Here is a 26,624-nt window from a genome sequence, read left to right as displayed (position 1 = left end):
CGTCCCGTGGTACTCGAGACAGTGATCGAACGCGGCGACCGACGATTCGTCTCCCGACGTGAGAGTTTGGCAAACCGGAACGTGTATCGTTCTCGAGTTTGATCGGCGAACAAATGGACCGACGACGGTATCTCGAGGGCTGTGTCGGCATCGCCTCGCTCGCTGCCGGCTGTTCCGGACTCGGACCCACCGAGACGGGGTCAAACGGCAACGGAAACAGCAGTGAGAGTCCGACCGAGGACGACACAGGGAATGGGGGCTCCGGCGACGACTCGCCGACGGAAAACGCGCTTCGGATCGGGCGGTGGGGGCTGGTGACGGATCGAACGGCGACCAGACCGGCGTCGATCCGGCTGGTCGATCGGATCGTTTTCGACCGGTTCGACGACGACGACGTCGTCTGGACGCCCGATCGGGGGTCCCAGTATTGTTTCCTCCGGATCGACCTGAAAGTCCTCGATGCGCCCGACGGAGAGCTGGTCACGTATCCGGATCCGTTCGAATACCGCGTCCGCGCGGACGGTCGGCCCGTTCAACCCCGCTCCGCTCCCGAGCAGACGGGAGCGGTCGTCGAACCGATCAGGGCTGGGTACGCCGTCGGACAGGGGAGTGGTGCGGAGGGCATCGTCTCTCACAACGCGCTCGCGTTCGAGGTTCCCGACGACGTGACACCAGCCGACCTCCGGATCGAATACGAGGACGACGCGAACGGGGAGACCCTGATCTGGGCACCCGACGAGGCGCTCGAGGAGTGACGCTGTCCCGGGACTCAACGGGAGCGCTGACGGCCGACGGACGCGACGATGTGTAACCGTCTCGGCAAGGTACTTATTTCGCCGGAGCCCCTCAGTTCAGGTATGAACTGGCAGGCGGATTGGGGGCTGCGGTTTCGGATGTTCGTAACGATGTTCCTGCTGTTTGCGCTGTACATCGTCTTCGCCGGCGCGCTCGCCCTGTATCTCGGCGGCGGCGGCCCGGGCCTGCTCATGATCGCGGTCCTGTTTGGCGGGTTCTCGCTCGTGCAGTACTACTTCAGCGATACGCTGACGCTGAAGAGCATGGGCGCGAAGACGGTCTCGGCCGACGAGTACCCGCAACTCCACGCCTCGATCGAACGGCTCTCCCAGCAGGCCGACCTCCCGAAACCGACGGTCGCGGTCGTCGACTCGAGCGTGCCAAACGCCTTCGCGACCGGACGCAACCAGAAAAACGCCGCCGTCTGCGTGACGACCGGGCTCGTGAACACGCTCGATCAGGACGAACTCGACGGCGTCCTGGCACACGAACTCGCCCACGTCAAAAATCGCGACATGATGGTGATGACGATCGCCTCCTTCCTCTCGACGATCGCGTTCATGATCGTTCGCTGGGGGGCGTTCTTCGGCGGGGGGCACGGTCGTGGCGGCGGCCGCGAAGGCGGTGGCGGCGGTATCATCGTCGCGATCCTCGTCTCGCTGGTGGTCTGGATCGTCAGCTACCTACTCATTCGGGCGCTCTCCCGATACCGCGAGTACGCCGCCGACCGCGGGGCTGCCGCCATCACCGGCAACCCCTCCGCGCTCGCCTCCGCGCTCCTGAAGATCTCCGGACGGATGGACAAGGTCCCGAAAGACGACATGCGCGAGGAGGCCGAGATGAACGCTTTCTTCATCATTCCGATCAAGTCCGGCATCGTCGGCCGGCTCTTCTCGACGCATCCGCCGACCGAGCGCCGCGTCGAGCAGCTTCGGGACCTCGAGCGCGAAATGCAATCTTTCTAAGGAACTGGCACCGTCACACGACCTATGGGACTACTCGACGGACTCCGCGCGATCCTCGGCTCGCGCGCCGAGGCCGACGCCGGACGCGACGCCGACCCCGACGACCTCTTCGGGATGAGCACCGCCTATCTCACGATGGAGGCCGATCTGGGCTACGAATCGCTCGACGTCGGCGCGCTCTGTTTCTCCGGCGTCGACTCGACGGACTTCCGGGATGCCGTCGACGAGGTCGAGGCGATCCTCGAGGCCGGACAGGAGGAGACCGGCACCGACTTCTCGGTCACGTCCGACGACCACGGGTATCACTGGGTCGTCCTCGCAGACGACGACCCGGAGGACCTGATCACGAGCATGCACTTCGCCGCGGACACCTTCATCGAGCACGACTACGGCTCGCGGTTGCTCGCGGCCGTCTTCGCCTACGAAAACCGGGACGGGGAAGCCTACTGGATCTACTCCTTCCGGCGCGGACGCTTCTATCCGTTCGTTCCCCGGTCCGGGCGGGAACGGGACTCGAGCGCGGAATTTACCCTCGAGTCGGCGTTAGACGGCGAACTCGAAATCGAGCGCGAGAAGGAGTACTGGTATCCGCTCTGGCCCAGCGAGCGCGGGACCCATCCCTGGGAGTGAACGCGGTGCTGGGGAGGCAGACGGCGGTGGCGGCGGCCGTCGCTTCGCGTCCCGGTTTCCTCCCCTTGCAGGCATCTCCCAAACTGTGTAGGAGTCATCGGTATTGCAGTGGCACGTGTACGGAGAAGTACGCGGCAGGAAGCCACATCATCACAACTGCGCCATACACCAGTTGCCTCCCCCTTTTCCTGCCGCACCCGGTTCCGTAGTGGCGAGCCGCCGGCTCGAGCAGCGTCGGCTATCGACACGAGAGCGGCGGCGGGACAGCGCGCCACCGCGCGTCGCCGTCCCACCCACTGTTATAGCGATTCGGTCGGTACCCCTTCGCAGTGACCGAGTGGAATCAGTACAAGGGAGATTCGCACAATTCGGGACTCCGGCGCGATCTCGAGGGACCGATCCGGGTGGGCGAGGCGTGGACGACCGACCTCGCCGGTGCGGTGGGGTCGCCGGTACTCGACCGCGACACCGTCTACGTCGGCACGACTCGCGGGAACTGCTACGCCTTCGAGGCCGAGACGGGTCGCCGTCGATGGACCGTCGAGACCGCGGCGGCGACCGACGCGACGCCGGTCCGCACCCGCGAGCGACTGTTTCTTGGGGCAGGTGATGGCACCGTCTACGCGCTCGATCCCGCCACCGGCGAGGAGCAGTGGCACGCCGAGCTACCGGGCTCGCTCGAGTCCGCGCTCGCCCTCTCGGCGGGACGACTCTACGCCGGGCATTCGGCCGGGCTGTCCGCGCTCGAGGCCGAAACGGGAACGCAACTGTGGAACCACGAGACCGAATCGGCCGTCGTCGGCGCGCCGGCGATCGCCGACGGGCGTGAGGGCGAGCAGCGTCGCTCGGCCCTGGATTGGGGCCAGGAGGAGACGCTCGAGTCCCTGGAGCCGTCCACACTCGACGCGGACCGACGACCGGATCCCGAGCACCGCTGGGGGGCGACTCAGGAACGTGTATTCGCCGGGACCGCCGACGGGACGGTGCTGGCGCTCGAGGCAGAAACCGGCGAAGAGTGCTGGACCGCGCCGGTCGGCGGCACCGTCGCCGCCGGCCCGACGATCGCCGATGGCCGGATCTACGTCGGCGACGATGGCGGCACGATGGTCGCGCTGGACGCCGGCACCGGCGAGTCGTGGTTCACCTACGAGATTCAGGCGGGGTTTACCACGTCCGCGACCGTGCTCGCGGCCGCCGAGACGACGTTCATCGGTGCCGATGACGGCTACCTCCACGTCACCGACACGACCGTCGGTCGACGCAAACTGCGCGGCTGGCTGTTCTCACGGAAGGGTGTCGAACTCGACGGCCCGATCCGTACCTGTCCCGTCGTCGCCGGTGACGTGCTCTGTGTCGGCGACGCGACCGGGTCGCTCTACGGCGTCGCCGTCGACGACCCCGAACCGCTCTGGCGGTTCGCGGCCGAGGACGCCATCAGCGGGACGCCCGCGATCGCGGCCGAACGGCTCTACGTCGGCAGCGACGGCGGGCAACTCTACTGCCTCGAGTGGGACGCCGAGGAGCAACTTCACTGAGACGGGTGTCCGATCCCCCTCCTCGAGGCGCGCCTTCACACTTCAATTCACTGACTGTCCCTCGATCAACCCCGTCGCCCGCCGGCACTTTCACTTTCACTTCCCTGTTAACGAGGGTTTATGGGGGGTCCGGCACAACGAGGGAGTATGCCCGAATCAGATCTCGAGGAACTCCCCGGCGTCGGACCAGCAACCGCAGACAAACTCCACGATGCAGGCTTCGACTCCTATCAGAGCCTCGCCGTCGCCGCGCCATCGGAGCTATCGAACACGGCCGACGTCGGCGAGTCGACGGCCGCGGACATCGTTCGCGCCGCCCGCGGTGCCGCCGACATCGGCGGCTTCGAGACCGGCTCGACGGTCCTCGAGCGACGAAACGAGATCGGCAAGCTGAGCTGGCACATCGACGAGGTCGACGACCTGCTCGGCGGCGGGATCGAGACGCAGTCGATCACCGAAGTATACGGCGAGTTCGGTGCCGGCAAGTCCCAGGTCACCCACCAGATGGCCGTCAACGTCCAGCTTCCACAGGAGGTCGGCGGCCTCCACGGCAGCGCCATCTTCATGGACAGCGAGGACACCTTCCGGCCCGAGCGGATCGACGACATGGTTCGGGGGCTGCCCGACGAGGCCATCGACGCGACGCTCGAGGACCGCGAGATCGAGGGGTCGGCCGACGACGAGGAGGCGGTCGACGCACTCGTCGAGGACGTCCTCGAGAAGATCCACGTCGCGAAGGCGTTCAACTCCAACCACCAGATGCTGCTCGCCGAGAAGGCGAAGGAACTCGCGGGCGAACACGAGGACTCGGAGTACCCCGTTCGACTGCTCTGTGTCGACTCGCTGACCGCCCACTTCCGTGCGGAGTACGTCGGTCGTGGCGAACTCGCGGATCGACAGCAGAAACTCAACAAGCACCTCCACGACCTCGACAAGGTCGGAAACCTCTACAACGCCGCGGTCATCGTCACCAACCAGGTCGCCTCGAACCCCGACTCCTACTTCGGCGACCCGACCCAGCCGATCGGTGGCAACATTCTGGGCCACAAGTCGACGTTCCGGATCTATCTGCGCAAGTCCAAAGGCGACAAGCGGATCGTCCGACTGGTCGACGCACCGAACCTGGCCGACGGCGAGGCCGTCATGCGCGTGCAGGACGAAGGGCTGAAGCCCGAATAGAGCGGTTCCGCTCGCTGCGGACTGCCGGATTCGGTTTCGCTATCGGTGCCGCATCTATACGAGGGCAGATCGCCCCGTCTACTGTCGCGATCCCCCGTGTCACCACACGGGACCGCGACGATCGACGACGCCTGGGGTGTCGTCCACCGTCGATTCTACGGACTCCAGTCAGTACCGGCGCACCCACAGGGCGGGTCGCGGGTGCGTCGGGACCCAGTGACAGCAGACCGGATCGCCACCGGCATCGCGGACCTGTTTCCCACAGTTACGACGGGCGTTCATCGCGTTGCGCGGCGGAGGCTGCCGCGTCCACGAGGCGCTGTCCCTCGAGTTTCGGGACGATCTCCCGGCTGTCGAACGCGAGGGTGTACTCGTAGAGGTCGGTTCGCTTGACCTGCGGTTTCTCCTCGTACTTTGGCCCCTTCCCGAACTGAACGACCTCGCGGTAGGTCTCGCGTTGTTCCTCGGTCGGGGGGACGCCGTGGAGGTGGCGGGCGATATACAGCGCGCCGACGGTGTCCTCGGGCGAGGGTTTCCCGTTCGAGCCGGCGGCGACGAAATACGTTTCCCGATCGCTGTCCCGGAGGTGGTCCGCGACGGCTTTGCCGTTCGTCAGACCGCCGACGTAGATCTCCACGTCGTCGCCGCCGGCCAGCCGGAGATCGGTGACGGCGTTTCCGCCGTTGGTCGACGTCATCGCCGTCGGTCGCCCGGCCACGTCGACGTCCTGAACGAAACTCGGCGAATTGAAGAAGTCGTACCCCGCTTCGCCCTCGTAGTTCGGGCCGGAGCCGCCGCCGATCTTCGCTCGCGGGTGCTCCTCTTTGAACGCCGGCTCCTTCCCCCGCTCTTCGGTGATGTAGACGTACTCCGCACCGTTGGCTAATAGTTCGGGAACGGTCGTCGAAAACTGGGCGACGTCGATGACGACGTAATTTCCCGGTGCGGGATCGTCGGGGATCCTCACACGTGAGGGAACGATCGTCTCTAGCAGTTTGGATTCGAGTGGATCGTCGGTAACGACGTTCATGTGCCCGTGTTCCCACCCGCGAATAATAGGCTAACTAAGAGCGATATGCAGCCGGTTGGTCGCCTATAATCGGCTATATATACGAGGCGACGTCCCGCTTGCGGAGTGCGGTCGCTCGACGTGTTTCCACGGTCGCTGTCGAAAACTGGTTGGTTCGTGGCCTACAGGAGAAGTGCAATGGCGGCCACGACGGCCAGCGACCCGGCGAAGAACCCCACGTCGACCGGCCGGATCCGGAGGTCCGCCAGCTGGAGCTCCGCGCTCGCCTCGTCGTGGAGCGAGTGGGAGAACCCCCTGGTCTCCATCGCTTCGACGGTGACCCGGCTCCGTTTGGCGACGTTGAAGATCATCGGATAGAACGCTCGCATCGAGAGTTTGAGCAGGTACGCGTAGTGTCGCCAGCGGAACCGTCCGGGCGAGTCCGGCGCGGCACTCCGCAATCGATACGAGTTGACGAGGTCGTGATACTCCTCGAACAACACCGGGAGCATCCGGTAGCCGTAGGTGATGAGAAACGTAAACTGCCGTGGAACCCCGAGACTGCGCAGGCCGTGAGCGAGCGTCTTCGGCCCCATGCTCGAGAAGACGGCCAGACTCGAGACCGAGATGATCGTCAGCTTTAGCGTAAACGGGATCAGCGCTTGGACTGCCGCGACCGGATCGCCGGTGAAGGCGGTTACGACCGCGTAGGACGCGAGGGTCGAGGCGACGCTGAACGCCATCACGCCGACGAGAAAGACGCTCACCCGCGAGAGGACCGCGAGTATCGAGACGAACGCGAGCAGCCCCAGCAACACCCCGGTGTCGTAGAACAGCCAGGGGACGAACAGGAAGACGGCGTACCACAGGAGCAAGACCCGCGGATCGAGGCGATGGAGGAACGAGCCCTCGTTTTCGTAGGCCGTCCGGAGCAGATCGGTCTTGATCGCGTCGACCGACGCCGCGTCCCGGAGCCCGTCGAGGTAGCTCATCGCTCGTCCCCCACAATCGACGCCGGCGACGGACCGTCGGCACGGAGTCGGTCCGCGAACGCCTCGACGGTCAGCGGTGCGGGATCGAGACCGAGTTCCGCGGCGAGACGGACGACCTGCGGCGGATGGAGGTTCGCCCGTTCGAGGACGTCGGTGTCCGCGAAGACGTGCTCGGGAGCGCCGTCCGCGATGACGTCGCCGTCGTCGAGGACGACGATGCGGGTCGCCCACGCCGCCGCGAGCTCGAGGTCGTGCGTCGCGACGACCACCGTCTCGACGCGCGTTCCAGCCCGGTCGATCGTCCGGCCGACCTCTTCACGACTCGCGAGGTCGAGACTGCCGGTCGGTTCGTCCAGCAGAATGATCGACGGATCGGTCGCCAGCCCGATCGCCAGCGAGGCACGCCGTTGCTGACCGACGCTGAGGAGTCGTCCGTCGCGGTCCTGTAGCGCACCGAGATCGAGGAAGTCGATCACGTCGTCGACGCGCTCCGCCCCGTCGGGATAGCCCCTGTCCTCGAGATAGTGGGCCACGTCGGCCCGCACCGAGTCGTCGATGAACATCTCCTCGGGGTTCTGGTGGACGTAGACGACGTCGTCGGCGAGCCGTTCCGGGAGGACCGTCCCCGTGTCGACGCCGTCGACGGTTACGGTCCCCGTGTCGGGCGTTTCGAGGCCGGTAATCAACTGCAAGAGCGTCGATTTCCCCGCCCCGTTGCTCCCGACGAGGGCGATTCGATCGTCGGGATAGAGATCCAGCGACAGGTCGTCGAGGACCGTTCGCGTCCCGCTCCGGAGCGTCTGGTAGGTGTGGGAGACGCCGTCGAACGAGACCACGGGCTCGGATCGCCGGTCGGCCGGCGGCGCATCCGTGGCGGAGCCGTCGGTTCGAACCGCCGTCTCGGACGCGTGTTCCGCGAACCGAGTGATGCCATCGGTCAGCGTCACCGGAAGCGGATCGCCGTCGTCGAGGACGCGATCCGCGATCCGGGTCACCTGCGGCGGATGGACGTCCTGCGCTCGAAGGTCGTCGAGCCTGTTCAGCGCCTCGTCGACGGGGAGTTTCCAGCTGACGGCACCGTCGTCGACGAGAACCACGTGATCGCAGTACTCCGCGATGAACTCCGTCTGGTGTTCGATCGTGACGATCGTCTTTCCCCGCTCCCGGTTGAGCCGGGCGAGGCGATCGTACGTCTCGCGGGCGTTGATCGGATCGAGCTGCGCGGCCGGCTCGTCAACGACGAGGATCTCGGGATCGAGCGAGAGCGCCGCAGCCAGTGCGACGAGGTGTTTCTGGCCGCCCGACAGCTCCCAGACGAACCGGTCCTCGAGCCCCTCGAGGTCGAGGGTTTCGAGCGTCCGGTAGACTCGCTCGCGATAGTCCTCGAGCCCGTAGTTCAGCGGGGCGAACGCAACCTCCTCGAACACCGTCGGACTGACGAGCTGGTTGTCGAATTCCTGGAACACGTAGCCGACGTGGCGGGACAGCTCCGACACCGAGCTCGTCCGCACGTCGAGATCGGCGACCGTCACCTGTCCGTCGATCTCCCCTTCGTAAAAGTGGGGAATGATCCCGTTGAACGACTTACACAGCGTCGTCTTGCCGGAGCCGTTCCCGCCGACGACCGCGACGAATTCGCCAGGGTCGATCTCCAGATCCGCGCCCGACAGGACGGCATCGTCGGTCCCCGGGTAGCGAAACGAGAGGTCGTCGACGACGATCCCAGCGTCGTGCGTTTCCGTCATCGTTCTCGTGGGGACTTGCTCGCTCGGTACCAGACGATAGCCGCGACGGCCGCGGCGACGACGATGGGGACCGCGATGAAGGGCTGGCCGTACACGTCGAGGAATTCGGGCTCCCAGATCACGTTGATGGCCCCGCCGACTTCACTCGCAGCCTCGGCCACGAACGCAAGCGGGACGGCGATCAGCAGTGCCAGGAGCGCTTTGACCGAGACGCCGCCGGCCATCGACGCACCGCGCTCGCCCCGGAACGACTCCATCCCCAGCAGCGGCTCGACCTTTCCGTGGAGCTTGGGATAGAGATACAGTGCGGGGAGCACGCCGAAGACGATCCCGGTGATCGCCATTTGCGTGACGAAGTCGACTCCCTCGAGCACGAGGATGCTCTCGGGAAGGCCGGGGACCGCTTCGAGTTCCTCGACGCCGACGTAGATCTTTCCGATGTCGATCCACATCGCGAAGAACTCCTCGAGAGCCTCCGCGAGGAACACGACCAGTGCCAGCTGCGTCGTATTCTCGGGATCCTGCAGGAGTTTCGCGGCGAAATAGTAACAGACGGGGATCAGTAGCAATCCCTCCATCGCGCCCAGCCCGTCGAACTCGCCAAGCAGAATCTCGCCGAAGACGATCTCGCCGACGGGGACGGCCAGCGCCGCCCAGTAGGTCCGAAACAGGAGAACCAGCACGATCGGAATGAAGACGAACCCGCCGACCCCTAACTCGAGCGGTCCGAGCGTGAATTCCGGCATGATCTCCGTGACGGCGTTTTGCAGTCCCGTGAGCGACATCACGAGTATGAACACCATCATGTCGTGTTTGCCCAACGTAAAACGACTCTCCGTAGCTGTCGATGTACTCATGTACGGGTCAGTGGTCCCCTGATTCGTATTTGTAATCTTATAATTGAGCTACATATCGGAACCGGCGGGAGGGCCCCGTTCAATAGATTGCACTACCGATATGTGAGATATATATGTCTCATAGTTGGGCTTACGTATCGGTGCTCGTCGCATTCGGACGATGGACACAGCAGTTCGTCGCAAACGGAGCGTCGTGGAGTTGCGTACCGAAGCGGACCGGTTCGTCGAAGCGGGTGTTGCCGATGTCTGAGTCGACCCCTCGATTCGGCGCTGCGATGGACATCCGCTTCGAGACGGACGTGGAGTCGTTCGTCGCCTTTCTGACCGACGCGGGGTTGGAGCACGTCGAACTCCGCGCCGGCTATCTCGACGTCCGCGAGGACGGTCCCGATCCACGGACACTCCGGACCGTGGCCGACGAGTACGACGTAACCTACTCCGTCCACGCCCCACACCTCGACGTCGCACCGGGGGCGATCAACGACCACGTCCGGTCGGGCGTCGTCGAGGCGACGACGGACGCACTCGAGTTCGCCGCCGCCATCGACGCCGTCGGCGTCGTCGTCCACGGGGGTGGCGCACGGACGCGGTACCCGACCCGCGTCCGCGAGTATGTCCGTTCTCAGGCCGTCGAGACGCTTCGAGCGTGTGCCCGCCGCGCCGCGGACGTGGACGTCCCGCTCTGTCTAGAGAACCAGCGATGCAAGTCCGACGTCCGACGCTTCACCGCGACCCCGGACCGTCTCGCGTCCTTCCTCGAGGATGTCGGCGTCGGATCGGACGCGCTTCGAATTACCCTCGACGTCGGCCACGCGAAGGCCAGCGACGTCGAGTACGAGCGATTCGTCGACCGCTTCGAGGACCGGATTCACCTCGTCCATCTCCACGACAACGACGGAGAGACGGATGCACACGATCCACTTCCCTCGTTTCGGTCAGTCGCCGCCGACGTCGGCGCTCCGTACAACGTCCTCGAGATGAAGTCCCGTGCCGACATCGAGCGATCGCTCTAAGCTCTCACAGGTCGTGACTGTGCTCGACTCGGCGCTCCGCCCCCTCGAAAGGCGAGCAAACGGTGATCGCCCGATCGCAGAAAACCGCGTCAGTCCTCGGTCGTCGTCTTGTCGACGTCGAGTTCGCCCTGATAGATCTCCGCGCCGTCCTGGGCGACCTTTTCGGCAAGGACGGCACATTTGACTCGCATCGGCGAAATCTCGACGCCGAGCATCTCGATCACGTCGTCGCGATCCATCTCGTGGAGTTCTTCGATCGTTTTGCCGGCGAGTTCGCCCGAGAGCATGCTGGCGGAGGCCTGACTGATCGCACAGCCGTCGCCCCGGAAGGCGACCCGTTCGATCGTCTCCTCGTCGTCGGCGAGTTCGACGTCCATGCGAATCTCGTCGCCGCACATCGGGTTCTCGCCGATGTGCGTGAACGTGGGATCCTCGAGTTCCCCGTAGTTGCGGGGGTTCTTGTAGTGGTCGAGGATCTGCTGTCGGTACATATCGGAGCCCAGTCCCATTATTGGATACGGATAAGCCAGTGAGTTGTAAAAGGGTTCCGGGGGGTAAACGAGCGGTCACGTCCCGCTTCGATTGGTTCGGGGCCGCTTCGTCGCCGTCGCCCGTCGAGTCCTCGGGAGACACCGGCTGCTGGCGAGCCGGGCTGCGTGAGAACCCTCCGTGTCGGCGAACGGTTGAAAGTCGGTGCCGCTACGCTGAACCCTGGTCGACGGGCGGATTCAGGTAGCAGGCGTCGACGACGACGAACGCGTCGACGACTCCCGCGATCAGCAGCGTCTGCACCCCCGACAGTTCCAGCAGGGTCGCGGTGACCAGCGCAACCGCGAACGCGAGCGGGATGACCCCCAACGGGAGATCATACCGCGTCGCCGCGGTGAGAACGTCGACCAGGGCCTCGAGCGGATCTCCGCCGGGATGACCGATCGGTTTCTCGTACAGACGTTCTCACCTCGGCAGCCATGATAGGACCGTGAGATGAGAAAACCTTTCCAACGTTTGTTATTTATTCACAGTGGATCGTGCGAGCGCTGGGCTCCGTCACGCCTCGCCCGAGAGTTCCCCGTCGAATCGATCGAGGTACTCCCGAACGAACCCTGCCCGATCCGCAGCGAGGTCCCGGCCGACATCGGTGTACATCCGCGCCGGCAGGTCCAGAATCTTCTTGTGGAAGTGGTTGTACTGTGTCGCGCCGGCGTCGGTGTCGTCTTCCTCGAGCGACCGGGTGGGATCGTGGATCGGCTCGCCGATCTCGCCGCCATACGTGAACACGCGAGCGATGCCGACCGCTCCGAGCGCATCGAGGTTGTCGGCGTCGGAGACGAGTTTCGCCTCGAGCGTCGCGGGCTCGACATCGTTCGAGTACCGGTGGGCGCGGATACAGTGCTGGACGCGATCGACCGTCTCCGTCGCCGCACCGAGATCCCGCAGGATCCGGCCGCCCTCCCGGGCACCCCAGCTCGCATGATCGTCGGTCTCCCCGCGATCTTCCCGGGGTCGGCCGATATCGTGGAGGGCAACGGCGAGTCGGACGACTCGTTCGTCGGTCGATTCCGGATGTCTATCGACGAGCGTCTCGGCGAGCGTTTCGACCCGCTGGACGTGGTGCCAGTCGTGGGCCGGCGATGCGTCATCGAAGTAGGGACGAGCACGGTCGCGAACTGCCTCGAGCATCGTCGGTCGTGTCCCACGGCTCGGATATAAGCGCGCCGTCCGAGGCCGAGTCGAGCCGATTCAGTGCGCCCCGACCGAAATCCGATGGGCAGTCACTGGGATTCCCGCTGGACGATCGTGAGCCAGAACGCCTCGATCGACTGGACGAACTCGACGAACTCTTTCGGTTCGACCGGCTTTCGCATGTACGTGTCCACCTCGAGGCCGTGGGATTGGACGATCCGTTCGCCCGCGTCGGAACTCGTGAGCACCACGACCGGGATCTCGTTCAGCGATGGTTCGTTCTTCAGCTCCGAGAGAACGTCGACCCCGCTTTTGCCGGGCAACTGCGGCTCGAGGAGGACGATATCCGGACGCGGTTCGTTCGCGAACTCGTTTCGCTGGTGGACGAAATCGAGCGCCGATTCCCCATCGGAGACGACATAGATCGTGTTCAGCAGCTTCGCATCCGTGAAATTCTCCTCGAAGAGCCGACTGTCGCCGGGGTTAGGTTCGACCAGCAGGATGTCGATCGGCTCGTCCAGTCGTTCGTCTTCGGTCCCCATTTATGACGAGTATCAGGTGTGGCGATAAAACGTCGATGTCAGCCGTAATGAACACTCTCCGTCTCCGAGGGGTATCGGATCCGGATCGGCTGGCCGCGGCCACGCTCGAGACGGGGCGGGTCCGCGGACGTCGCGACCGGCAATCCGACCCCTGAACGGTCGTGGAACGGGTCGCTTAACTCCGTGAGATCCCAAACGGGGCCAATGAGTGAGTCGCGTGCGTTCTGTCCCCGATGTGGGGACCCCGTCCCCGAGCGATCGGCGAGCGACGCGAACGATCCGTTGCGCCCCGGCGCGGAGGTCGAACTTTGTGATTCCTGTTACTTCGAGGATTTCGACTTCGTCGACGCGCCCGATCGGATCGACGTTCGCGTCTGTGCCCGGTGTGGCGCGGTCTACCGGGGGAACCGGTGGGTCGACGTCGGTGCGGAGGACTACACCGACATCGCCATCGAGGAGGTCAGCGAGGCGCTGGGCGTCCACGTCGACGTCGAGGACGTCGCCTGGCAGATCGATCCCGAACAGGTCGACCAGAACACGATCCGGATGCACTGTTTCTTCACGGGCGTCGTCCGCGGGACCCCCGTCGAGGAACAGGTGACGGTCCCGGTCAAGATCGCCCGCCAGACCTGTACTCGGTGTGGCCGGATCGCCGGCGACTACTACGCCAGCATCGTCCAGATCCGCGCCGAGGATCGAACGCCGACCACGGAAGAAACCGAGCGAGCGAAGGAGATCGCAAACCGGATCGTCGAAGACATGGAGGCCACGGGCGACCGCAACGCCTTCGTCACCGAAGTCGGCGAAACCGACGACGGGCTGAACATCAAGGTCTCGACCAACAAGATCGGCAAGAAGATCTCGAACAAGATGATCGAGGAGTTCGGAGGAACCGTCAACGACGCCGAAACGCTCGTCACCGAGGACGAGGACGGCAACGAGGTCTATCGGGTCACCTTCGCCGTTCGCCTGCCGCCGTACACGCCCGGCGACGTGATCGACCTCGTCGACGACGACGGCGGCCCCGTCCTCGTTCGCAGCGCCCACGGCAACCTCAAGGGAGTTCGCGTGACGACCGGCGAACGCTACGAAGCGAGCTACGAGGAGGGGAACTCCCCCGACGCGCGGAAACTGGGCGACCTCGAGGACGCGACCGAGGCGACGGTCGTCACCGTCGAGGACGAAAACGCCGTACAGCTACTCGACCCCGAGACGTTCCGGGCGAAGACCGTCTCGCGGCCGGACTACTTCGACCCCGAGGCCGAGACCGTGCCCGTCCTGAAGAGCCGCGCCGGAGTGCACGTCCTGCCCGACGAGAGCGATGACTGACGAGGACGCGGCCGATCCCGAGGCGGAGCCTCACGACCTCGAGCGGGCGGTCGAGGACGTCCTCGAACCGGCGACGGCGGACGCGCCCCTCGCTGTACTCGTCGACAAACCACGCGCGGAGACGGCGATCGAGTCGCTGCGTGCCGAGGGCGTCTACGACGATTCGCGGCGCGTCCGCGAGGCGCGAGGCGCACGCGGAGCGAATCCCGCGGACGGGTCGAAGACCCGCGAGGACGGACCGGAACGGGTCGCACTCCCGGTCACCGAGCCGCCGAGCGAGACGGCGGTCTCCGAGGTCGTCAAACAACTCGAGCCCGAGCCCCGAAGCCCGGATCTCGAGGACCTGCTTGCCGAGCGGGGCTGGAGCGACGCGGACCTCGAGTCGGCACCCGGCTCGTGGGCGGTGATCGGGTCGGTGATCCTCGTGACGGTGCCCGCGGGCTGTCCCGACGAGGCGGAACTGGGCGAGGCCTTGCTCGAACTCCACGGCGAGGCCGACAGCGTGCTGGCCGACGAGGGGATCGCCAACGACGGGGCCGCCGGGACATACCGCGAGCCCCGCACTCGACTGCTCGCCGGAGAGAGCGATACGGAGACGATCCACACCGAGCACGGAACCCGATACGGCCTCGATCCCGCGAAAGTGATGTTCTCGGCCGGCAACCAGGCCGAGCGCGCCCGAATGGGAACGATCGGGAGCGCCGACGAGCGCGTGTTCGACATGTTCGCCGGCATCGGCTACTTCACCCTGCCGCTGGCCCGGGCCGGTGCGCACGTGACGGCGACGGAGGTCAACCCGACCGCGTTTCGGTATCTGCTCGAGAACGCCATGCTCAACGACGTCGGCGACCGCGTCGACGCCTACATGACCGACTGTCGCGACCTCGCGAGCGAACTCGACGTCGATCGAGTCGTCATGGGGTATTACGGCAGTTCGGACGGCGACGCCGGCGACGAGGGGGCACACGGAACGCGAGCCGACGAGGCACACGAATACCTCCCGGACGCCCTCGCAGCGCTCGTCCCCGGCGGCGTCGTCCACTACCACGAGGCGACCCCGGAAGCGCGGCTGTGGGACCGGCCCCTCGAGCGACTCGAATCGGCCGCCGACGCGGCCGGACGCGACCTCGAGGTCCTCGAAAAGCGGCGGGTGAAAAGCCACAGTGCGGGCGTCGCACACGTCGTGGTCGATGCGCAGTTCGAGTAATACGCCCGTCCCGACACGATCGTGTCCCGAACACGGTGTCGTGGCATTGATACTCGCGGAGCACCTCCCGACGTGTATGAACAGAAGTCAGATCATCGCTATCGTCTTCGCCTTCCTCATGGTGTCCTCGATGGTCGCCTGGGGTGCGACGGCGATCTTCTAGTAGCGGACCGTCTCACCCGTCCGTGTCCCAGACATCCGCGAGCGGACTCGAGCGGGAGGATCGCCCGGACCGGCTCGATCGCGACGACGAACGGTCGGTCCGCCGGCCATCGTCGGCTCCCGTCTCGCTGGCTCGGCCCTGACGCGACGCCGAACCGGAACTGGCCCGGCGACTGGTCCCGGACGCACCGAGTGCGGCTCGGGGCTCGAACGCCGGCAGGTCCGGCCGTTCCATCCGGTCGACCTGTGCTGCGAACCAGTCGGGCATGTCCGTTCGGGCGCGCTCGAAACAATCCACCAGACTCGAGTCCGTCAGATACGTCGCCCCGTAGTCGTCGGGGGCGCGGACGACCCGCCCGCAGGCCTGCATGACGGTCCGGAGCGTGGTCCGGTAGTACCAGGCCCACTGTCCCTCCTCGAGGCGGTGGGCCACCCGCGAATCGCCGGTGTTGAGAAACGGCGCTTTACAGAGCACTTGCCAGCGACAGAGGTCGCCTTTGAGGTCCAGGGCTTCCTCCATCTTCACCGAGAGGAAGACGTCGGGGTCGTCGGCGGCCTTCCAGGCCTCGAGTGCGGCGTCGCGGCCGTCGCGGTCGTGCGTTCGGATCCGATCGCCGACGCCGAAGTCAGTCAGGAGGTCGGCCAGCCGGTCCTGAATGTCGTAGGAGTGGGCGTGTATCAGTCCCTTCTCGTCGGGGTGGTGTTGCATCAGCCGGACGATCGTCCGGGCGATCTTCGGCGTCGTTTCGTCGCGTTCCTCGTAGGTCATCTTCCCCTGCGTAACGTCGTACAGCGGCCGATTCTCGACGGGGAAGGTGTGATCGACGTCGACCAAGGCGACGCTGTCGGGTTCGAGCCCGACCTGCCGGCAGAACGCCTCCTTGTTGAGGATCGTCGCCGAGAGGAGGGCAAACTTGTTGCCCCGATCCCAGACGGTGTGCTGGAGGTACTTCTCGGGGTTCATCGGCTTGATCGTCAGCGGACCGCCCTGGGGGTCGTCGTCGCCGTCGTCGCCAGTGCCGCCGGCATCGCGGGACCGCGGTTCGGACTGATCGACCAGCCACGTCGTCGGGCTCTGTGGATCGCGGTAATCGGAGACGAACCACTCGAGTTCGCCGATGAGTTCCTGGAGACGGTCGCGTTCGCGCACCTCGCCCGGCGACAGCGACGCCTGTGCGAGCAGTTCGTCTTTCCGGCGCGTACAGGTTCCCGCGAGGGTCTCGGCGTAGCGGACGGCGCGTTCGATGTCGTCGATCTCCGGAACTCGAAGCTCGTTCCAGAACGGAACGGTTCGCGGTCCCAGTTGAATGGTCGCGTACATCTCCGCCCACTCGGCGAGACCGTGGGCCTCGTCGACGACCACGACGTCGCGTTTCCGGAAGACCTCGCTGCCGGCGGTCTGCATGAAGTACGCGAGCGTCATCGCCGCGATCTCCCGGTTCGAGGCGATCGCCCGGTCGGAGAAGTACGGACACCGGTGTTTGACCGAGCAGTCGTACCCCCGCTCTCGCACACAGGGTGCCTGATTGACCGGCGTATCGCGTTCCTCGGGCAGAATACAGCTGTAGTTGGACTTCCCCCGGATGACGTTGAGGTCGGCCAGCAGGTCGTCGGCCGCCACGTCGTCCAGCTGGGAGACCTGCGGCGTCGTATAGTACGCCCCCGTCGCGTCGCTGGGATCGCCCGCATCGGCGCGGCGAGCACAGCCCGCGATGGCCCTGGCCAGCAGGGACTTGCCACTGCCCGTCGGCGCACGCACGAGCACGACGTCGTTGCCGGCCGCGAACGCGTCGCGAACGTCACGGAGGGCCTGCTGTTGGGTCCCGCGATAGCTCGGCGCGGGGAACTCCTCGAAGATCCGCTCGAGATTCACCGTTCGACTCACGGCGCGGCCGCATCCTAAACCCTGCGGACCATCGCGCCCGCTGCAACTCGCCGGCGCCGCGTCAGCTCCCAACGGCTGAAGCCGTTGGCTTCCGCGGCGTACCGCTGTGACCTCGTCTCAGACGGACCGCCGTCAGTCGGTGCCGGCGACCCACGGAGCCGGCTGTGGGGTCGCCGGCCACTCGAGACAGGGGATCGTATCGAGGGCGAAACCGGCGGCTACCGGTCGGTATCGACATCCTAGCGGGGTCGGCGGTCAGGTAGTCGACTGATTACAAAGACGAACCCCGCCATCGAATCGAGCGAGGAAGGGTCGCTCAGCGGCAGAGCACCGTGGTTCCATCCGGTTCCGCGGCGGCATTTCGCCTCGTGGCGTTCGAATCCCACCCCTTCCGCTCATACGGTCTCCTGTCCGTCAGTGCCGGTGGAACCGGGACCGCCCTGCAGTCCCACCGGGAAACCGGGACAGCAAACCGTATCACTCGGTGCGCTGCGTGCCAACCCGTGAGGTTTCCTCGTCGACCTGCTCCAACCGCTCGATGTCTTCGGCGGTCGGGTAGTCGGGCACCACCTCGAGACACGGGTAACACAGCAAGTGGGAGGTTCCGTCCTCGAGTTCCAGGGTGATCCCGGTCCCGACGGTGCCGGCGTCGGTACCGAACGACCAGAGGTTGGCGATCCCGCCGGAAACCGTGACCGTTCGGCCACAGCCGTCACAGGAGGCTTTCGACATATGCGGGAGTGGGTGCCCGACGGTGAAAGTCGTTCTCCCGGTGTGATGGCTCGTTCCGCGTGGCCCTCCGACGGCCAGTGCCCGCACAGCGGTTATGTCGGATCGTGTCATACGGACGCACATGAAGGTGCACTGCGAGGGCTGTGCGGGGTGTTGCATGGACTGGCAGTCACTGATCGCGGACGGCGCGGCGTCGATCGCTACTCGAGACGCCGACGGCCGGGACGACCACGAAACCGACCAGCGGCGGTCGCACGATCCGTTCGCCCGGCGAGAGGGGAGACAGGGGGCTTCCCGGAAGCCGCTCGACGACGACCGAACCTTCGTCCCGCTGACCCGCGAGGAGGTGCGGGCGTTCCTCGAGGCGGGACTGGCCGACGCGCTGACGCCGCGGTTCTGGCACGCCCGCGACACGAGCGAGGGCGTCGAAATCGACGGCTACACCGTTGCTGCCATCGCGGATCGACCGGCGTTTTTCGTGGGCCTCCGGAAGCCGCCGAAACCCGTCGCTCCGTTCGGCCGCGAAGAACCGACGTGGCTGCCGACCTGTGTCTTTCTCGATCCGACGACGTTGCAGTGTCGGATCCACGAGGGTGACCTGTACCCCGACGAGTGTCGCGCGTATCCGGAACACAACCTCGCACTCGAGCAGGAGACCGAATGCGAACGCGTCGAGTCGGCGTTCGGTGGCGACCGCCTGCTCGAGGCGGATCACGACGATCCCGACGGCCTGCTGCTCGGCCCACAGGCGATCGGCGCGAAGCTCTTCTGTCATCCGCGACCGGGCGATCTGGAAGGGATCGTCGACCGGGCCGCGACCGGCACGCTCACCCGACGGGATCGCGCCGAAACGATCGCGATCGCCGCTGCTTCGAGTCCCGGAACGCTGGCGATCTCCGACCATCACTACGAGTGGGGGAAAGAACGGGCACTCGAGGGAGCCGACGACGTGACGACCGAACGCGAGTCGTGGGTCGGTCCGGCGATCCGCGAGTGGTATCGACGCTATCGGGAAGCCGACGGGGCCGTCCCCTCGCCGACCGTCGCCGATGCCGTCGAAACGGATCGGGGCGCACCCGAAACGCCGGGCTGGGACGCCCTCGAGTGACGGCACCGATCGACCCCTCGATCCGGCTGACTGTTAAGATCGTTCGACCCGAACGGACAGTATGCGCGTACTCGTAACGGGAGCAACGGGATTCGTGGGGGGTCGACTCGTGACGGCCCTCCACACGAAGACGACCCACGACGTGACGGTCCTCGTCAGAGACGCCGCCAGCTACGAGGCGCCGGACGACGTCGCCGTCGTCGAAGGGGACGTCCTCGAGCCGGGGAGCTTCGAGGACGGACTGGCGGACGTCGACGTCGCCTACTATCTGATCCACGCGATGGGCGCAAGCGGGGACTTCGCCGAGCGGGATCGGCGGGGGGCGCGGAACTTCGAACGGGCCGCGAGCGACGCGGGCCTCGAGCGGGTGATCTATCTGAGCGGGCTCGGCAGCGATGGCGACTCCCTCTCGAGTCATCTCGCCTCCCGCCGGGAGGTCGAATCGATACTCCGGGAGGGAACCGCCGACGTGACCGTCCTCAGAGCCGCGATCATCATCGGCGACGGCAGCGCGAGCTTTCGGTTGGTCCGCCAGCTCGCGACGCGGCTTCCGGTGATGATAACGCCACAGTGGGTCGACACCGACTGCCAGCCGATCGCGATCGAGGACGTGGTCACGTACTGTCTGGCGGTCCTCGAGCGGCCGGAGACGGCCGGCGAGACCTACGAGATCGGTGGGCCCGACGTCATTACCTACCGGGAGATGTTGCTCGAAACCGGCGAGATCATCACCGGCCGTCGACCGCTCATTCTCCCCGTCCCGGTCCTGAGCCCGCGGCTCTCGGCACACTGGGTCGGACTCGTCACCGACGTCCCGAACCGGCTCGCCTATCCGCTGATCGACGGGGTCCGCAATCGCGTCGTCGTCACGGACGATCGACTCGAGGACCTCGTCGATATCGAGCCGACGCCGTACGACGTGGCGGTCCGGCGAGCCCTCGGTCTCGAGGCCGACTCCGAGTCCGATCGTGCCGAACCGGCGACGCCGTCGGACCGAGGCGGCGAATGACCCAGTCGCCGGAATACGGCGAGACGTGGGTCTACGAGAGTCTCCTCGGGACGGTCCCGGGACTGAACGTCTCGGGCCGGACGGCGATCGGCGTCCAGTTCCTCGGCTTCGAGGCCGCGATCCTCGTCGTCGCAGCCGTCTACGACCTCTGGGCTGCGGTCGTCCCCGGAACGGTCGCCGTCGTCGTCGCGACGGTCGGAAGCTGGCTCATGCTCCGGTTCAGCCGGGCCGTCCGCGACCTGCCCACGCCCGACGGTTATCGGAAGTTGCTCTTCGGCTCGAGTATCGACGTCGTCCTCGGCGTGCTGGCGTTCGTGACGCTCGTCACCTACCTGTTCGTGATCGATCCGCGGGGAAGCGACCCCGGACGGTCACTGCTGATCGAACTATTCGGAGCCGAACCGCCGGCACTCGCGGTCGGGCTCGCGTTGCTCGTGCTCTGGGACGTCGTCTATCGGATCGGAACCTGCTGGTGGGCGAGCGTCGTCGGACTGTGGCGATCGATCGTCTACCAGTTCGACCCGGGACCGACGCGACAGTACCGGCGTATCGACGCGATAAATATCGGCTTCGCGGCAGTACAGTTCCTCCTGGCGCCGTTGGTTATCGGTCACGCCGTGTTGCTCGTCGCACTCGGGGGCCACGCCGCCGCGGTCCTGATCGTTGCGACGCTTTCGATCGGGATTCAGGGACGGCGAGTGAAACCGTCAGAAGTCGCCGATCGCCGTTAATTCGACTTGATCTGCTCGAACTTGTCCAGGAGTTCCTCGGCAGAATCGCCCGAATCGTACTCGACTTCGCCGTGGTAGATCGTCCGCTCGTCGTCGAAGTCGGCGTCAACCCTCGAGGCCTGTTTTTCGCGGCGCTCGTGTTCGTCTTCGTCATAGGCACCCATTGACATGGTAGCTATAGACATGGTACGGCGGTGCCGGTAATTAATGTAACGGTCAATCACACACACTGGGTGGACCCCCGGTAATCAGCGGCTGAACGAACGAAGCCGAACTCGGAGACCCAAGCAGCGAACGATATATGCACCCCCATCTCGTAGAGAGGATCGTGGCACGGCCGCTTCGCTTTCGGTACTCGCCCCAGTCCTGGAGCGACGGGCGAGTACGACACGATATTCTCCAGCCGCTTCAGTCTAATATCGGTGCACAAGCCGTCACACCGTGGTTCAAGATCGGCGGCGACTGGCAGGCCCATCGCTTCGAGATGCAAAACGGCGATATTGCCCTCTTTGCGCGCACCGACTCGGACGCCTACTGGATGGGCAACACCGAAACGCCATCCGCACTGTGGAAGACCGACAAGTTCGGGTGGCAAACGGTCCCCCACCACGTCTCGCGGTGGGCCAAGCGGGAACTGACGGCGACGCTCCACGAGGAAGACCCCTGGCTCGCCGATTATCCACATCTCTCGTGGTTCTTCCTGCCCGTGTTCATGTCGAAAGACGGGCGGGAGTCGACCCGGTCGTTCTTCCGCGAGCACGCCGCCGGCTTTCCCGACGCCGGTCGCCGGGAAACGACCCGTTTCTTCGAGGACTTCCTGGCAACCGGCGTTTTGGACGACTACCGCCACGTTATGTCGGGCAAACTCGGGACCAGCGACCACGTCGACCGCGTCCGAATGAGCGCCGCGATGGCCGAGTTCATCGCCGCGAAGATCCTCACGGACGCGGGCTACGACGTCGTCCCGGAGATCGAAGTGACCACCGGTCACTCGCTGGACTTCCGGGCCGAAACCGAGAATACCAACGTTCTCGTCGAGGTCACGCGGCCACAGCCCCCGGGAAACCGCGCCGCGTCCGGCCCCGTCGCCGCCGTCCGCGACACCGCCGAGACCAAGACCAACGGCCAGCTGGCCGAACACGGCGGCGGTGCCGTCCTGTTCGTCGACTGCTCGAGTTTCCGAGACGACTCCTGGGCGGCCGTCCGCGGCGAACAACCCGACGTGCGCCACCGCCCCGCCGTCGTCTATCGTACCCGACCGAACGGCCACGTCGAAGGCTACCGGAAAGGACGAGTCCCACTCGAGTTGGCCGATGCGATGACGTTTCTGGACTGACTCTCGAGGAACTCGGCGGCGGGCGGCGTCTCGTTTCGGACGCTGTCAGCTGCTGCAACGGCGTGTGAACTATTTGTAGTATGGTATGGTCAGCCTACGCATGCGCGCAGCAGTTCTCGAGGAACACGGCGAACCGCTCTCGATCGACGACGTCGACGCACCCGATCCGACACCGAACGGCGCGGTCGTCGACGTCGAAGCCTGTGGCGTCTGCCGGAGCGACTGGCACGGCTGGCAGGGCGACTGGGGATGGCTCGGTCTGGAGACCCAGCCGGGTCAGATTCTCGGCCACGAGCCCGCTGGACACGTCGTCGCCGTCGGTGAGGAGGTAGAAGGGATTGCCGAGGGCGATCACGTTGCAGTACCGTTCAACCTCGGCGACGGGGTCTGCCCGCAGTGCCGGCGGGGCCACTCGAACACCTGCGAGAACGTGATGCCGCTGGGATTCATCGAGGAGGTACAGGGTGCCTTCGCCGAGCAACTCCACGTCCCCGTCGCCGATCACAACCTCGTGAAACTCCCCGACGGCGTCTCGTCGGTCGACATGGCCGGACTCGGCTGTCGCTTCATGACGTCGTTTCACGCGTTGGCCCACCGCGCCGACATCGGTGCTGGCGATTGGGTGGCGATCCACGGCTGTGGGGGCGTCGGCCTCTCGGCGGTCCACATCGCCGACGCCCTGGGGGGCAACGTCGTCGCTGTCGATCTGAAAGACGAGAAACTCGAGAAGGCCGAAGAGCTCGGTGCCGTCGAGACGGTCAACGCCGAGGAGGTCGACGACGTTCCCGGCGAGGTCCAAGCGATCACGAACGGCGGGGCCGGTATCGCGATGGACGCGCTCGGGATCGAAACCACCAGCCAGAACTCCGTGCTGAGCCTCGGCACCCGCGGCCAGCACATCCAGGTCGGGCTCACGACCCAGGACGAACAGGGGATGGTCCACCTGCCGACCGACGCGATGGTCATGCAAGAGATCGAGTTCATCGGCTCGCTGGGAATGCCCCCGACCCGCTACGACGAGATCTTCCGCATGGTCGCGACCGGCAAACTCGAGCCCGAAGCCGTCGTCTCGGAGACGATCGGCCTCGCGGACGTCAGCGACAAACTCGAGGCGATGACCGACTTCGAAACCGTCGGCATTCCGGTCATCGACACCTTCAACTAAATTTTGCTCTGTCGTTCGAGAGAGCAAAACTCTCTCGTGACTGAGCGAATCGAAGCTAAGCGGGAGCGAAGCTCCCGCGAGGTCAGCGGGATGGATATCCCGCCAGAATTCGCGAGGTCGTCGGCGCTTCGCGCCGACTGCTCGAGGTCGCTTGATGACGAAAGGCGCGAAGCGCCTTTCGAACCACGGGTGCGGCTTCGCCGCGCGAAGACGTAGCGAGGGAGGACCCCGCTAAAAAAGTTTGTTAGAAGGAAACCGCGTCGGGCGAGTAGGGACTGCCGACCGGGGTCGGGTCGCGGTCGCTGTAGCCGACGCGGCCGACGGCCTTGTCGCTGACGGCGGAGTAGACGGCAAAGCGGGCGTCTTCTGCGGTTTCGAAGGTTTCGGACTCGAGGCGGGCGAGTACATCGCCGACCGTCTCGGACCCGTTGGGGAGTTCGAGGGTACGGTCCCCGTGATCGTCGATCAGTTCCTCGGTCGTGGCGGGGTACTCGTAGTCGTCGATGACGTCGCCGGTGCCGTTGAGCAGCATTACACCTGGTCCTCCGTGAACGATAATTATAAACATTGTCCATCTATGTTTCCTAGTAGCACTGGATACCTAGTACACCTAATATAACCCTAGAGACGCCGAAACGCGGACGGAGAAACGCCTTTAGGAGCGGGACGGTTCGGGTATCGTATGCCTTATGCGGACTTGCACGTCCATACGACGCGGTCGGACGGGAGCCTCGAACTCGAGGCGGTGCCCGAGGCCGCACGTCGCGACGGCGTCGCGGTCGTCGCAGTGACGGATCACGACCGGCTACAGCCCTTCGACGGTCCGGTCGTCGAGCGCGAGGGACTGACCATCATCCACGGGCTCGAACTCCGCGTCGAGATCGACAGCGACGAGGCGAGTGGTGGGCGGGGAGCCGACGGCAGCCAGCGGATCGATCTGTTGGGCTACGGAGTCGAGCCGAGCGCGGAGCTCGAGTCGATTCTCGAGGGGATTCAGGCGAACCGCATCGAGCGCGGCCGGGCGATCGTCGACTGCGTCGAATCGCGGCTCGGGATCGATCTCGACGTGTCGATCGACACCGGGTTCGGGCGCCCTCACATCGCGCGAGCGATCGACGCGCACCCCGAAGCTGAGTACGACTATCAGGGCGCTTTCGACCACCTCATCGGCTCCGGCTGCCCGTGTTACGTGCCACGGGAGGTGCCGTCGTTCGAGCGCGGACGGGCGGCCCTCGCCGAGTCGTGTCGGCTCGTCTCCCTGGCCCATCCGCTCCGCTATCCCGATCCCGAACGCGCGCTCGCGGCGGCGGCCGAACTCGACGCGGTGGAACTCCAGTACCCCTACGAACGCGACGTCGACCGGGCCCCCGTCGAACGCGCGATCGAACGCCACGGCCTGCTCGCGACCGGCGGCAGCGACGCTCACGAGGACCAGCTCGGGATCGAAGGGCTCTCCCGGAGGGACTACGAACGCCTCGAGTTGGCCTAGCGGGTGCTGAGCGGCGGCATCCCCCCGACCACGGTCGTTCGATGGAGCTCTTCCGGCGACCAGCTGACCCACGAAATGATAGCTGTGTGATCTGAATCCTGGCCGCTAGCGGAGGGTTCAATGCATCGTGGTCCCAACGGAGGGGTATGAACTGCCACTATTGTGACCGCGAGGCCGCCTTCGCGGCGGAGTCCGACGGGCTCAAAGTTGGCCTCTGCGAGGAGCACTTCCGCGAGCGCCTCCAGGAGCTCGCCGAAGCCGACGGCCTCGAGAGCCTGAAGGAGAAAGTCGACGTGGATCGCGCCGAATAGGACCGCGCGCCTCCCTTTTATGCCGTTCTGCCGGCGTCGACATCGATGGCGTCGACCGGACAGACGTCGACACAGAGCATACAATCGATACACTGGGCCTCGTTCGCGGGATCGGCCTTCCGTTCGCTTTCGGGGTGGTCCGGCGTGTCGACCCACTCGAAGACGTCGACCGGGCAGTCCTCGAGGCAGGCACCGTCCGCGATACAGAGGTCGAAGTCGACGGCGACGTGCGTGCCGTGGATCCCGAGCTCTTCGGGTTCGTCGACCGGCCCCCAGACCGAGTGGCCCTCGTGTTCGTCGACCTGTTCGCGGTTCTCGTGGAACTGTGGGTCTATGGCCATTGCTAGCAGATTAAATGAGAGACGCGTACTTAAAAGTGCGTACTCACTGCACGGTAGTGTTCAGATAAGCTGATTCCATGCGAAGCTGAACGATCTGAGCCAGTCGTCGGCAGTTTCTGCTTCGGCGTTGCTGAAGCAGTTTGAGAAGCAGAGTGTTCGTCGTTTTATCTCTCTAAAGACACGTTCAACAGCATTTCGATTTCCATGCTTTTCGTATCTGAAATCGAAGCCGTGGCGCTGACATGCATCTTGTAACGAGTGCGACCCATCAACGAGAAACACGGCGTCAGAGACGTTGTGTTTCTCGGATAGTTCCGTAAGAAACGAATGAGCGAGAACCTTCGTTGTTGTCGGTTCAAGCTTTGTATGGAGCAATTCGTTTGTCTCTGGATCGATTGCGGCGTACAGCCAATACTGCTCATCGTTCAGTCGGATCACGGTCTCGTCAACCGCAACGTGATCCGGACACCGGCCAGATTCGGGCTGTAGATCGGCCTTGTGTACCCAATTGTGAACAGTAGACCGAGCGCGTTTGACACCGAATACCTCAAGAACAGAGACAGTATTCGAAAGCGAAAGTCCAGCGAGGTGCAGTTGAATACTGAGCTTCATCAGCAATCGCGGTGTCGCTTCTCGTTCAACAAACTCTAAGTTGATCTCGTCTAAACAACCGTTGAGGCGGTCGTTTTCGGGCATAGATCACTCAGAAAACGAACCGCCTCATCCTTCATCCTTATCTGAACACCGCCCACTGCACCGCGGGAACCCCCGGGCTCGGGACGGCCGTGAACGACTCGCCCGTCGTTCGATCCCCGTCGCGTTCCGCGAGCCGGTCACCGAGCAGTTCGCGGGTCAGTGGATCGGCGTGAACACA

At 65.2% G+C, this 26,624-nt stretch carries 30 protein-coding genes and 1 tRNA gene; 17 read left to right on the top strand and 14 right to left on the bottom strand.

What is annotated here, in order from left to right:
• The first annotated feature begins 113 nt into the window (after positions 1-113).
• The 5 genes from CP557_RS17055 (at position 114) to radA (ending at position 5,104) form a co-directional block, all read left to right on the top strand.
• A complete protein-coding gene (locus CP557_RS17055) occupies positions 114-755 on the top strand; it encodes a hypothetical protein (RefSeq protein WP_097381009.1) in 642 nt (213 codons plus the stop codon).
• Between the two features lie 102 nt (positions 756-857).
• Entirely contained in the window at positions 858-1,760 is a 903-nt protein-coding gene (gene htpX, locus CP557_RS17050; protein WP_097381008.1) for a zinc metalloprotease HtpX, read from the top strand.
• Between the two features lie 24 nt (positions 1,761-1,784).
• Positions 1,785-2,390: a PspA-associated protein PspAB gene (pspAB, locus tag CP557_RS17045; protein WP_097381007.1), complete on the top strand. Its 606-nt coding sequence runs from the start codon at positions 1,785-1,787 to the stop codon at positions 2,388-2,390.
• A gap of 329 nt (positions 2,391-2,719) precedes the next feature.
• Positions 2,720-3,925 (top strand): outer membrane protein assembly factor BamB family protein, encoded by a 1,206-nt coding sequence (locus tag CP557_RS17040; RefSeq protein ID WP_097381006.1) that lies wholly within the window; start codon positions 2,720-2,722, stop codon positions 3,923-3,925.
• 147 nt (positions 3,926-4,072) lie between these two features.
• Positions 4,073-5,104, top strand: a complete 1,032-nt coding sequence (radA, locus tag CP557_RS17035; RefSeq protein ID WP_097381005.1) for a DNA repair and recombination protein RadA — start codon at positions 4,073-4,075, stop codon at positions 5,102-5,104.
• A 265-nt stretch (positions 5,105-5,369) separates the two neighbouring features.
• On the opposite strand, the gene CP557_RS17030 is transcribed toward radA, so the two are convergent.
• The 4 genes from CP557_RS17030 to CP557_RS17015 all read right to left on the bottom strand — a co-directional run bounded on the left by CP557_RS17030 (position 5,370) and on the right by CP557_RS17015 (position 9,707).
• Positions 5,370-6,134, bottom strand: coding sequence for a 2-phosphosulfolactate phosphatase (locus CP557_RS17030; protein WP_097381004.1), 765 nt, complete (start codon positions 6,132-6,134; stop codon positions 5,370-5,372).
• 161 nt (positions 6,135-6,295) lie between these two features.
• Positions 6,296-7,105, bottom strand: a complete 810-nt coding sequence (locus CP557_RS17025) for an energy-coupling factor transporter transmembrane component T family protein (protein ID WP_097381003.1) — start codon at positions 7,103-7,105, stop codon at positions 6,296-6,298.
• Positions 7,102-8,850 carry an ABC transporter ATP-binding protein gene (locus CP557_RS17020; RefSeq protein WP_097381002.1) on the bottom strand — a complete coding sequence of 583 codons (1,749 nt, stop codon included), beginning with the start codon at positions 8,848-8,850 and terminating at the stop codon, positions 7,102-7,104. The genes CP557_RS17025 and CP557_RS17020 overlap by 4 nt, the downstream gene beginning before the upstream one ends.
• Complete coding sequence (locus CP557_RS17015; RefSeq protein ID WP_097381001.1) at positions 8,847-9,707, bottom strand: hypothetical protein; 861 nt, start codon at positions 9,705-9,707, stop codon at positions 8,847-8,849. Before CP557_RS17015 ends, CP557_RS17020 begins: the two co-directional genes overlap by 4 nt.
• A 242-nt stretch (positions 9,708-9,949) precedes the next feature.
• On the opposite strand from CP557_RS17015, the gene CP557_RS17010 reads away from it, so the two are divergent.
• Positions 9,950-10,720, top strand: a complete 771-nt coding sequence (locus CP557_RS17010) for a sugar phosphate isomerase/epimerase family protein (RefSeq protein WP_097381000.1) — start codon at positions 9,950-9,952, stop codon at positions 10,718-10,720.
• A gap of 89 nt (positions 10,721-10,809) precedes the next feature.
• Here CP557_RS17010 and sufU read toward each other — a convergent pair whose 3' ends face one another.
• From sufU to CP557_RS16990, 4 genes are all read right to left on the bottom strand, one after another.
• On the bottom strand, positions 10,810-11,229 hold the full coding sequence (gene sufU, locus CP557_RS17005) for a Fe-S cluster assembly sulfur transfer protein SufU (protein WP_097380999.1): 420 nt from the start codon (positions 11,227-11,229) through the stop codon (positions 10,810-10,812).
• Positions 11,230-11,419: 190 nt separating this feature from the next.
• A complete protein-coding gene (locus tag CP557_RS17000) occupies positions 11,420-11,668 on the bottom strand; it encodes a hypothetical protein (RefSeq protein ID WP_097380998.1) in 249 nt (82 codons plus the stop codon).
• Positions 11,669-11,767: 99 nt separating this feature from the next.
• On the bottom strand, positions 11,768-12,400 hold the full coding sequence (locus CP557_RS16995; protein ID WP_097380997.1) for an HD domain-containing protein: 633 nt from the start codon (positions 12,398-12,400) through the stop codon (positions 11,768-11,770).
• 92 nt (positions 12,401-12,492) lie between these two features.
• Complete coding sequence (locus CP557_RS16990) at positions 12,493-12,945, bottom strand: response regulator (RefSeq protein WP_097380996.1); 453 nt, start codon at positions 12,943-12,945, stop codon at positions 12,493-12,495.
• Between the two features lie 204 nt (positions 12,946-13,149).
• On the opposite strand from CP557_RS16990, the gene CP557_RS16985 reads away from it, so the two are divergent.
• From CP557_RS16985 to CP557_RS23330, 3 genes are read left to right on the top strand one after another with little or no spacing between them, the layout of a single operon-like run.
• On the top strand, positions 13,150-14,274 hold the full coding sequence (locus CP557_RS16985; RefSeq protein ID WP_097380995.1) for a 60S ribosomal export protein NMD3: 1,125 nt from the start codon (positions 13,150-13,152) through the stop codon (positions 14,272-14,274).
• Entirely contained in the window at positions 14,267-15,481 is a 1,215-nt protein-coding gene (locus CP557_RS16980; protein ID WP_097380994.1) for a class I SAM-dependent methyltransferase, read from the top strand. The genes CP557_RS16985 and CP557_RS16980 overlap by 8 nt, the downstream gene beginning before the upstream one ends.
• A gap of 40 nt (positions 15,482-15,521) precedes the next feature.
• Positions 15,522-15,644, top strand: a complete 123-nt coding sequence (locus CP557_RS23330; protein WP_281255571.1) for a hypothetical protein — start codon at positions 15,522-15,524, stop codon at positions 15,642-15,644.
• Positions 15,645-15,656: 12 nt separating this feature from the next.
• On the opposite strand, the gene CP557_RS16975 is transcribed toward CP557_RS23330, so the two are convergent.
• Positions 15,657-17,516 carry a helicase C-terminal domain-containing protein gene (locus CP557_RS16975; protein WP_097380993.1) on the bottom strand — a complete coding sequence of 620 codons (1,860 nt, stop codon included), beginning with the start codon at positions 17,514-17,516 and terminating at the stop codon, positions 15,657-15,659.
• A gap of 317 nt (positions 17,517-17,833) precedes the next feature.
• On the opposite strand from CP557_RS16975, the gene CP557_RS16970 reads away from it, so the two are divergent.
• A tRNA-Gly gene (locus tag CP557_RS16970) sits at positions 17,834-17,922 on the top strand.
• A gap of 83 nt (positions 17,923-18,005) precedes the next feature.
• Here CP557_RS16970 and CP557_RS16965 read toward each other — a convergent pair.
• Positions 18,006-18,260, bottom strand: a complete 255-nt coding sequence (locus CP557_RS16965) for a DUF7561 family protein (protein WP_097380992.1) — start codon at positions 18,258-18,260, stop codon at positions 18,006-18,008.
• A 121-nt stretch (positions 18,261-18,381) separates the two neighbouring features.
• On the opposite strand from CP557_RS16965, the gene CP557_RS16960 reads away from it, so the two are divergent.
• The 3 genes from CP557_RS16960 to CP557_RS16950 all read left to right on the top strand — a co-directional run bounded on the left by CP557_RS16960 (position 18,382) and on the right by CP557_RS16950 (position 21,108).
• Positions 18,382-19,368 carry a YkgJ family cysteine cluster protein gene (locus CP557_RS16960; RefSeq protein WP_097380991.1) on the top strand — a complete coding sequence of 329 codons (987 nt, stop codon included), beginning with the start codon at positions 18,382-18,384 and terminating at the stop codon, positions 19,366-19,368.
• A 61-nt stretch (positions 19,369-19,429) separates the two neighbouring features.
• On the top strand, positions 19,430-20,377 hold the full coding sequence (locus tag CP557_RS16955) for an NAD(P)H-binding protein (protein ID WP_097380990.1): 948 nt from the start codon (positions 19,430-19,432) through the stop codon (positions 20,375-20,377).
• Positions 20,374-21,108 (top strand): DUF7530 family protein, encoded by a 735-nt coding sequence (locus CP557_RS16950; RefSeq protein WP_097380989.1) that lies wholly within the window; start codon positions 20,374-20,376, stop codon positions 21,106-21,108. Before CP557_RS16955 ends, CP557_RS16950 begins: the two co-directional genes overlap by 4 nt.
• Here CP557_RS16950 and CP557_RS22685 read toward each other — a convergent pair.
• Positions 21,105-21,278 carry a DUF5786 family protein gene (locus CP557_RS22685; RefSeq protein WP_224214711.1) on the bottom strand — a complete coding sequence of 58 codons (174 nt, stop codon included), beginning with the start codon at positions 21,276-21,278 and terminating at the stop codon, positions 21,105-21,107. The genes CP557_RS16950 and CP557_RS22685 overlap by 4 nt on opposite strands.
• Before the next feature lie 158 nt (positions 21,279-21,436).
• Between CP557_RS22685 and CP557_RS16945 the strand changes: the two genes are divergently transcribed.
• Both CP557_RS16945 and CP557_RS16940 read left to right on the top strand, forming a co-directional pair.
• Entirely contained in the window at positions 21,437-22,444 is a 1,008-nt protein-coding gene (locus CP557_RS16945) for a DUF5784 family protein (protein WP_097381693.1), read from the top strand.
• A gap of 100 nt (positions 22,445-22,544) precedes the next feature.
• A complete protein-coding gene (locus CP557_RS16940; RefSeq protein WP_097381692.1) occupies positions 22,545-23,609 on the top strand; it encodes a zinc-dependent alcohol dehydrogenase family protein in 1,065 nt (354 codons plus the stop codon).
• Between the two features lie 244 nt (positions 23,610-23,853).
• Here CP557_RS16940 and CP557_RS16935 read toward each other — a convergent pair whose 3' ends face one another.
• The gene (locus CP557_RS16935) at positions 23,854-24,141 is read right to left on the bottom strand and encodes a DUF5789 family protein (RefSeq protein ID WP_097380988.1); all 288 of its coding nucleotides are present in this window, start codon (positions 24,139-24,141) and stop codon (positions 23,854-23,856) included.
• Positions 24,142-24,291: 150 nt separating this feature from the next.
• On the opposite strand from CP557_RS16935, the gene CP557_RS16930 reads away from it, so the two are divergent.
• Both CP557_RS16930 and CP557_RS22680 read left to right on the top strand, forming a co-directional pair.
• Positions 24,292-25,098 carry a PHP domain-containing protein gene (locus CP557_RS16930; RefSeq protein WP_097380987.1) on the top strand — a complete coding sequence of 269 codons (807 nt, stop codon included), beginning with the start codon at positions 24,292-24,294 and terminating at the stop codon, positions 25,096-25,098.
• A 146-nt stretch (positions 25,099-25,244) separates the two neighbouring features.
• Entirely contained in the window at positions 25,245-25,409 is a 165-nt protein-coding gene (locus tag CP557_RS22680; RefSeq protein WP_006183007.1) for a DUF6757 family protein, read from the top strand.
• Between the two features lie 17 nt (positions 25,410-25,426).
• Here CP557_RS22680 and CP557_RS16925 read toward each other — a convergent pair whose 3' ends face one another.
• Together CP557_RS16925 and CP557_RS16920 are read right to left on the bottom strand one after the other, a co-directional pair.
• Positions 25,427-25,750: a 4Fe-4S dicluster domain-containing protein gene (locus CP557_RS16925; protein ID WP_090617821.1), complete on the bottom strand. Its 324-nt coding sequence runs from the start codon at positions 25,748-25,750 to the stop codon at positions 25,427-25,429.
• A 60-nt stretch (positions 25,751-25,810) separates the two neighbouring features.
• On the bottom strand, positions 25,811-26,446 hold the full coding sequence (locus tag CP557_RS16920) for an IS6 family transposase (RefSeq protein WP_097378791.1): 636 nt from the start codon (positions 26,444-26,446) through the stop codon (positions 25,811-25,813).
• Positions 26,447-26,624: the final 178 nt, after the last annotated feature.

The organism is Natrinema ejinorense, from assembly GCF_002494345.1.
In the GTDB taxonomy this organism is placed as follows: Archaea; Halobacteriota; Halobacteria; order Halobacteriales; family Natrialbaceae; genus Natrinema; species Natrinema longum.
This window is presented reverse-complemented; position numbering and strand designations above follow the sequence as displayed.

Coding starts and splice junctions, on each gene's coding strand:
- CP557_RS17015 (WP_097381001.1), bottom strand. CDS start 9,707: ATGAGTACATCGACAGCTACGGAGAGTCGTTTTACGTTGGGCAAACAC.
- CP557_RS16965 (WP_097380992.1), bottom strand. CDS start 18,260: ATGTCGAAAGCCTCCTGTGACGGCTGTGGCCGAACGGTCACGGTTTCC.
- CP557_RS17030 (WP_097381004.1), bottom strand. CDS start 6,134: ATGAACGTCGTTACCGACGATCCACTCGAATCCAAACTGCTAGAGACG.
- CP557_RS16920 (WP_097378791.1), bottom strand. CDS start 26,446: ATGCCCGAAAACGACCGCCTCAACGGTTGTTTAGACGAGATCAACTTA.
- pspAB (WP_097381007.1), top strand. CDS start 1,785: ATGGGACTACTCGACGGACTCCGCGCGATCCTCGGCTCGCGCGCCGAG.
- CP557_RS16985 (WP_097380995.1), top strand. CDS start 13,150: ATGAGTGAGTCGCGTGCGTTCTGTCCCCGATGTGGGGACCCCGTCCCC.
- radA (WP_097381005.1), top strand. CDS start 4,073: ATGCCCGAATCAGATCTCGAGGAACTCCCCGGCGTCGGACCAGCAACC.
- CP557_RS16935 (WP_097380988.1), bottom strand. CDS start 24,141: ATGCTGCTCAACGGCACCGGCGACGTCATCGACGACTACGAGTACCCC.
- CP557_RS17020 (WP_097381002.1), bottom strand. CDS start 8,850: ATGACGGAAACGCACGACGCTGGGATCGTCGTCGACGACCTCTCGTTT.
- CP557_RS16960 (WP_097380991.1), top strand. CDS start 18,382: ATGAAGGTGCACTGCGAGGGCTGTGCGGGGTGTTGCATGGACTGGCAG.
- CP557_RS17025 (WP_097381003.1), bottom strand. CDS start 7,105: ATGAGCTACCTCGACGGGCTCCGGGACGCGGCGTCGGTCGACGCGATC.
- CP557_RS16990 (WP_097380996.1), bottom strand. CDS start 12,945: ATGGGGACCGAAGACGAACGACTGGACGAGCCGATCGACATCCTGCTG.
- CP557_RS16955 (WP_097380990.1), top strand. CDS start 19,430: ATGCGCGTACTCGTAACGGGAGCAACGGGATTCGTGGGGGGTCGACTC.
- CP557_RS16950 (WP_097380989.1), top strand. CDS start 20,374: ATGACCCAGTCGCCGGAATACGGCGAGACGTGGGTCTACGAGAGTCTC.
- CP557_RS17055 (WP_097381009.1), top strand. CDS start 114: ATGGACCGACGACGGTATCTCGAGGGCTGTGTCGGCATCGCCTCGCTC.
- CP557_RS16995 (WP_097380997.1), bottom strand. CDS start 12,400: ATGCTCGAGGCAGTTCGCGACCGTGCTCGTCCCTACTTCGATGACGCA.
- CP557_RS22680 (WP_006183007.1), top strand. CDS start 25,245: ATGAACTGCCACTATTGTGACCGCGAGGCCGCCTTCGCGGCGGAGTCC.
- sufU (WP_097380999.1), bottom strand. CDS start 11,229: ATGGGACTGGGCTCCGATATGTACCGACAGCAGATCCTCGACCACTAC.
- CP557_RS16925 (WP_090617821.1), bottom strand. CDS start 25,750: ATGGCCATAGACCCACAGTTCCACGAGAACCGCGAACAGGTCGACGAA.
- htpX (WP_097381008.1), top strand. CDS start 858: ATGAACTGGCAGGCGGATTGGGGGCTGCGGTTTCGGATGTTCGTAACG.
- CP557_RS22685 (WP_224214711.1), bottom strand. CDS start 21,278: ATGTCAATGGGTGCCTATGACGAAGACGAACACGAGCGCCGCGAAAAA.
- CP557_RS17010 (WP_097381000.1), top strand. CDS start 9,950: ATGTCTGAGTCGACCCCTCGATTCGGCGCTGCGATGGACATCCGCTTC.
- CP557_RS16940 (WP_097381692.1), top strand. CDS start 22,545: ATGCGCGCAGCAGTTCTCGAGGAACACGGCGAACCGCTCTCGATCGAC.
- CP557_RS16980 (WP_097380994.1), top strand. CDS start 14,267: ATGACTGACGAGGACGCGGCCGATCCCGAGGCGGAGCCTCACGACCTC.
- CP557_RS16930 (WP_097380987.1), top strand. CDS start 24,292: ATGCCTTATGCGGACTTGCACGTCCATACGACGCGGTCGGACGGGAGC.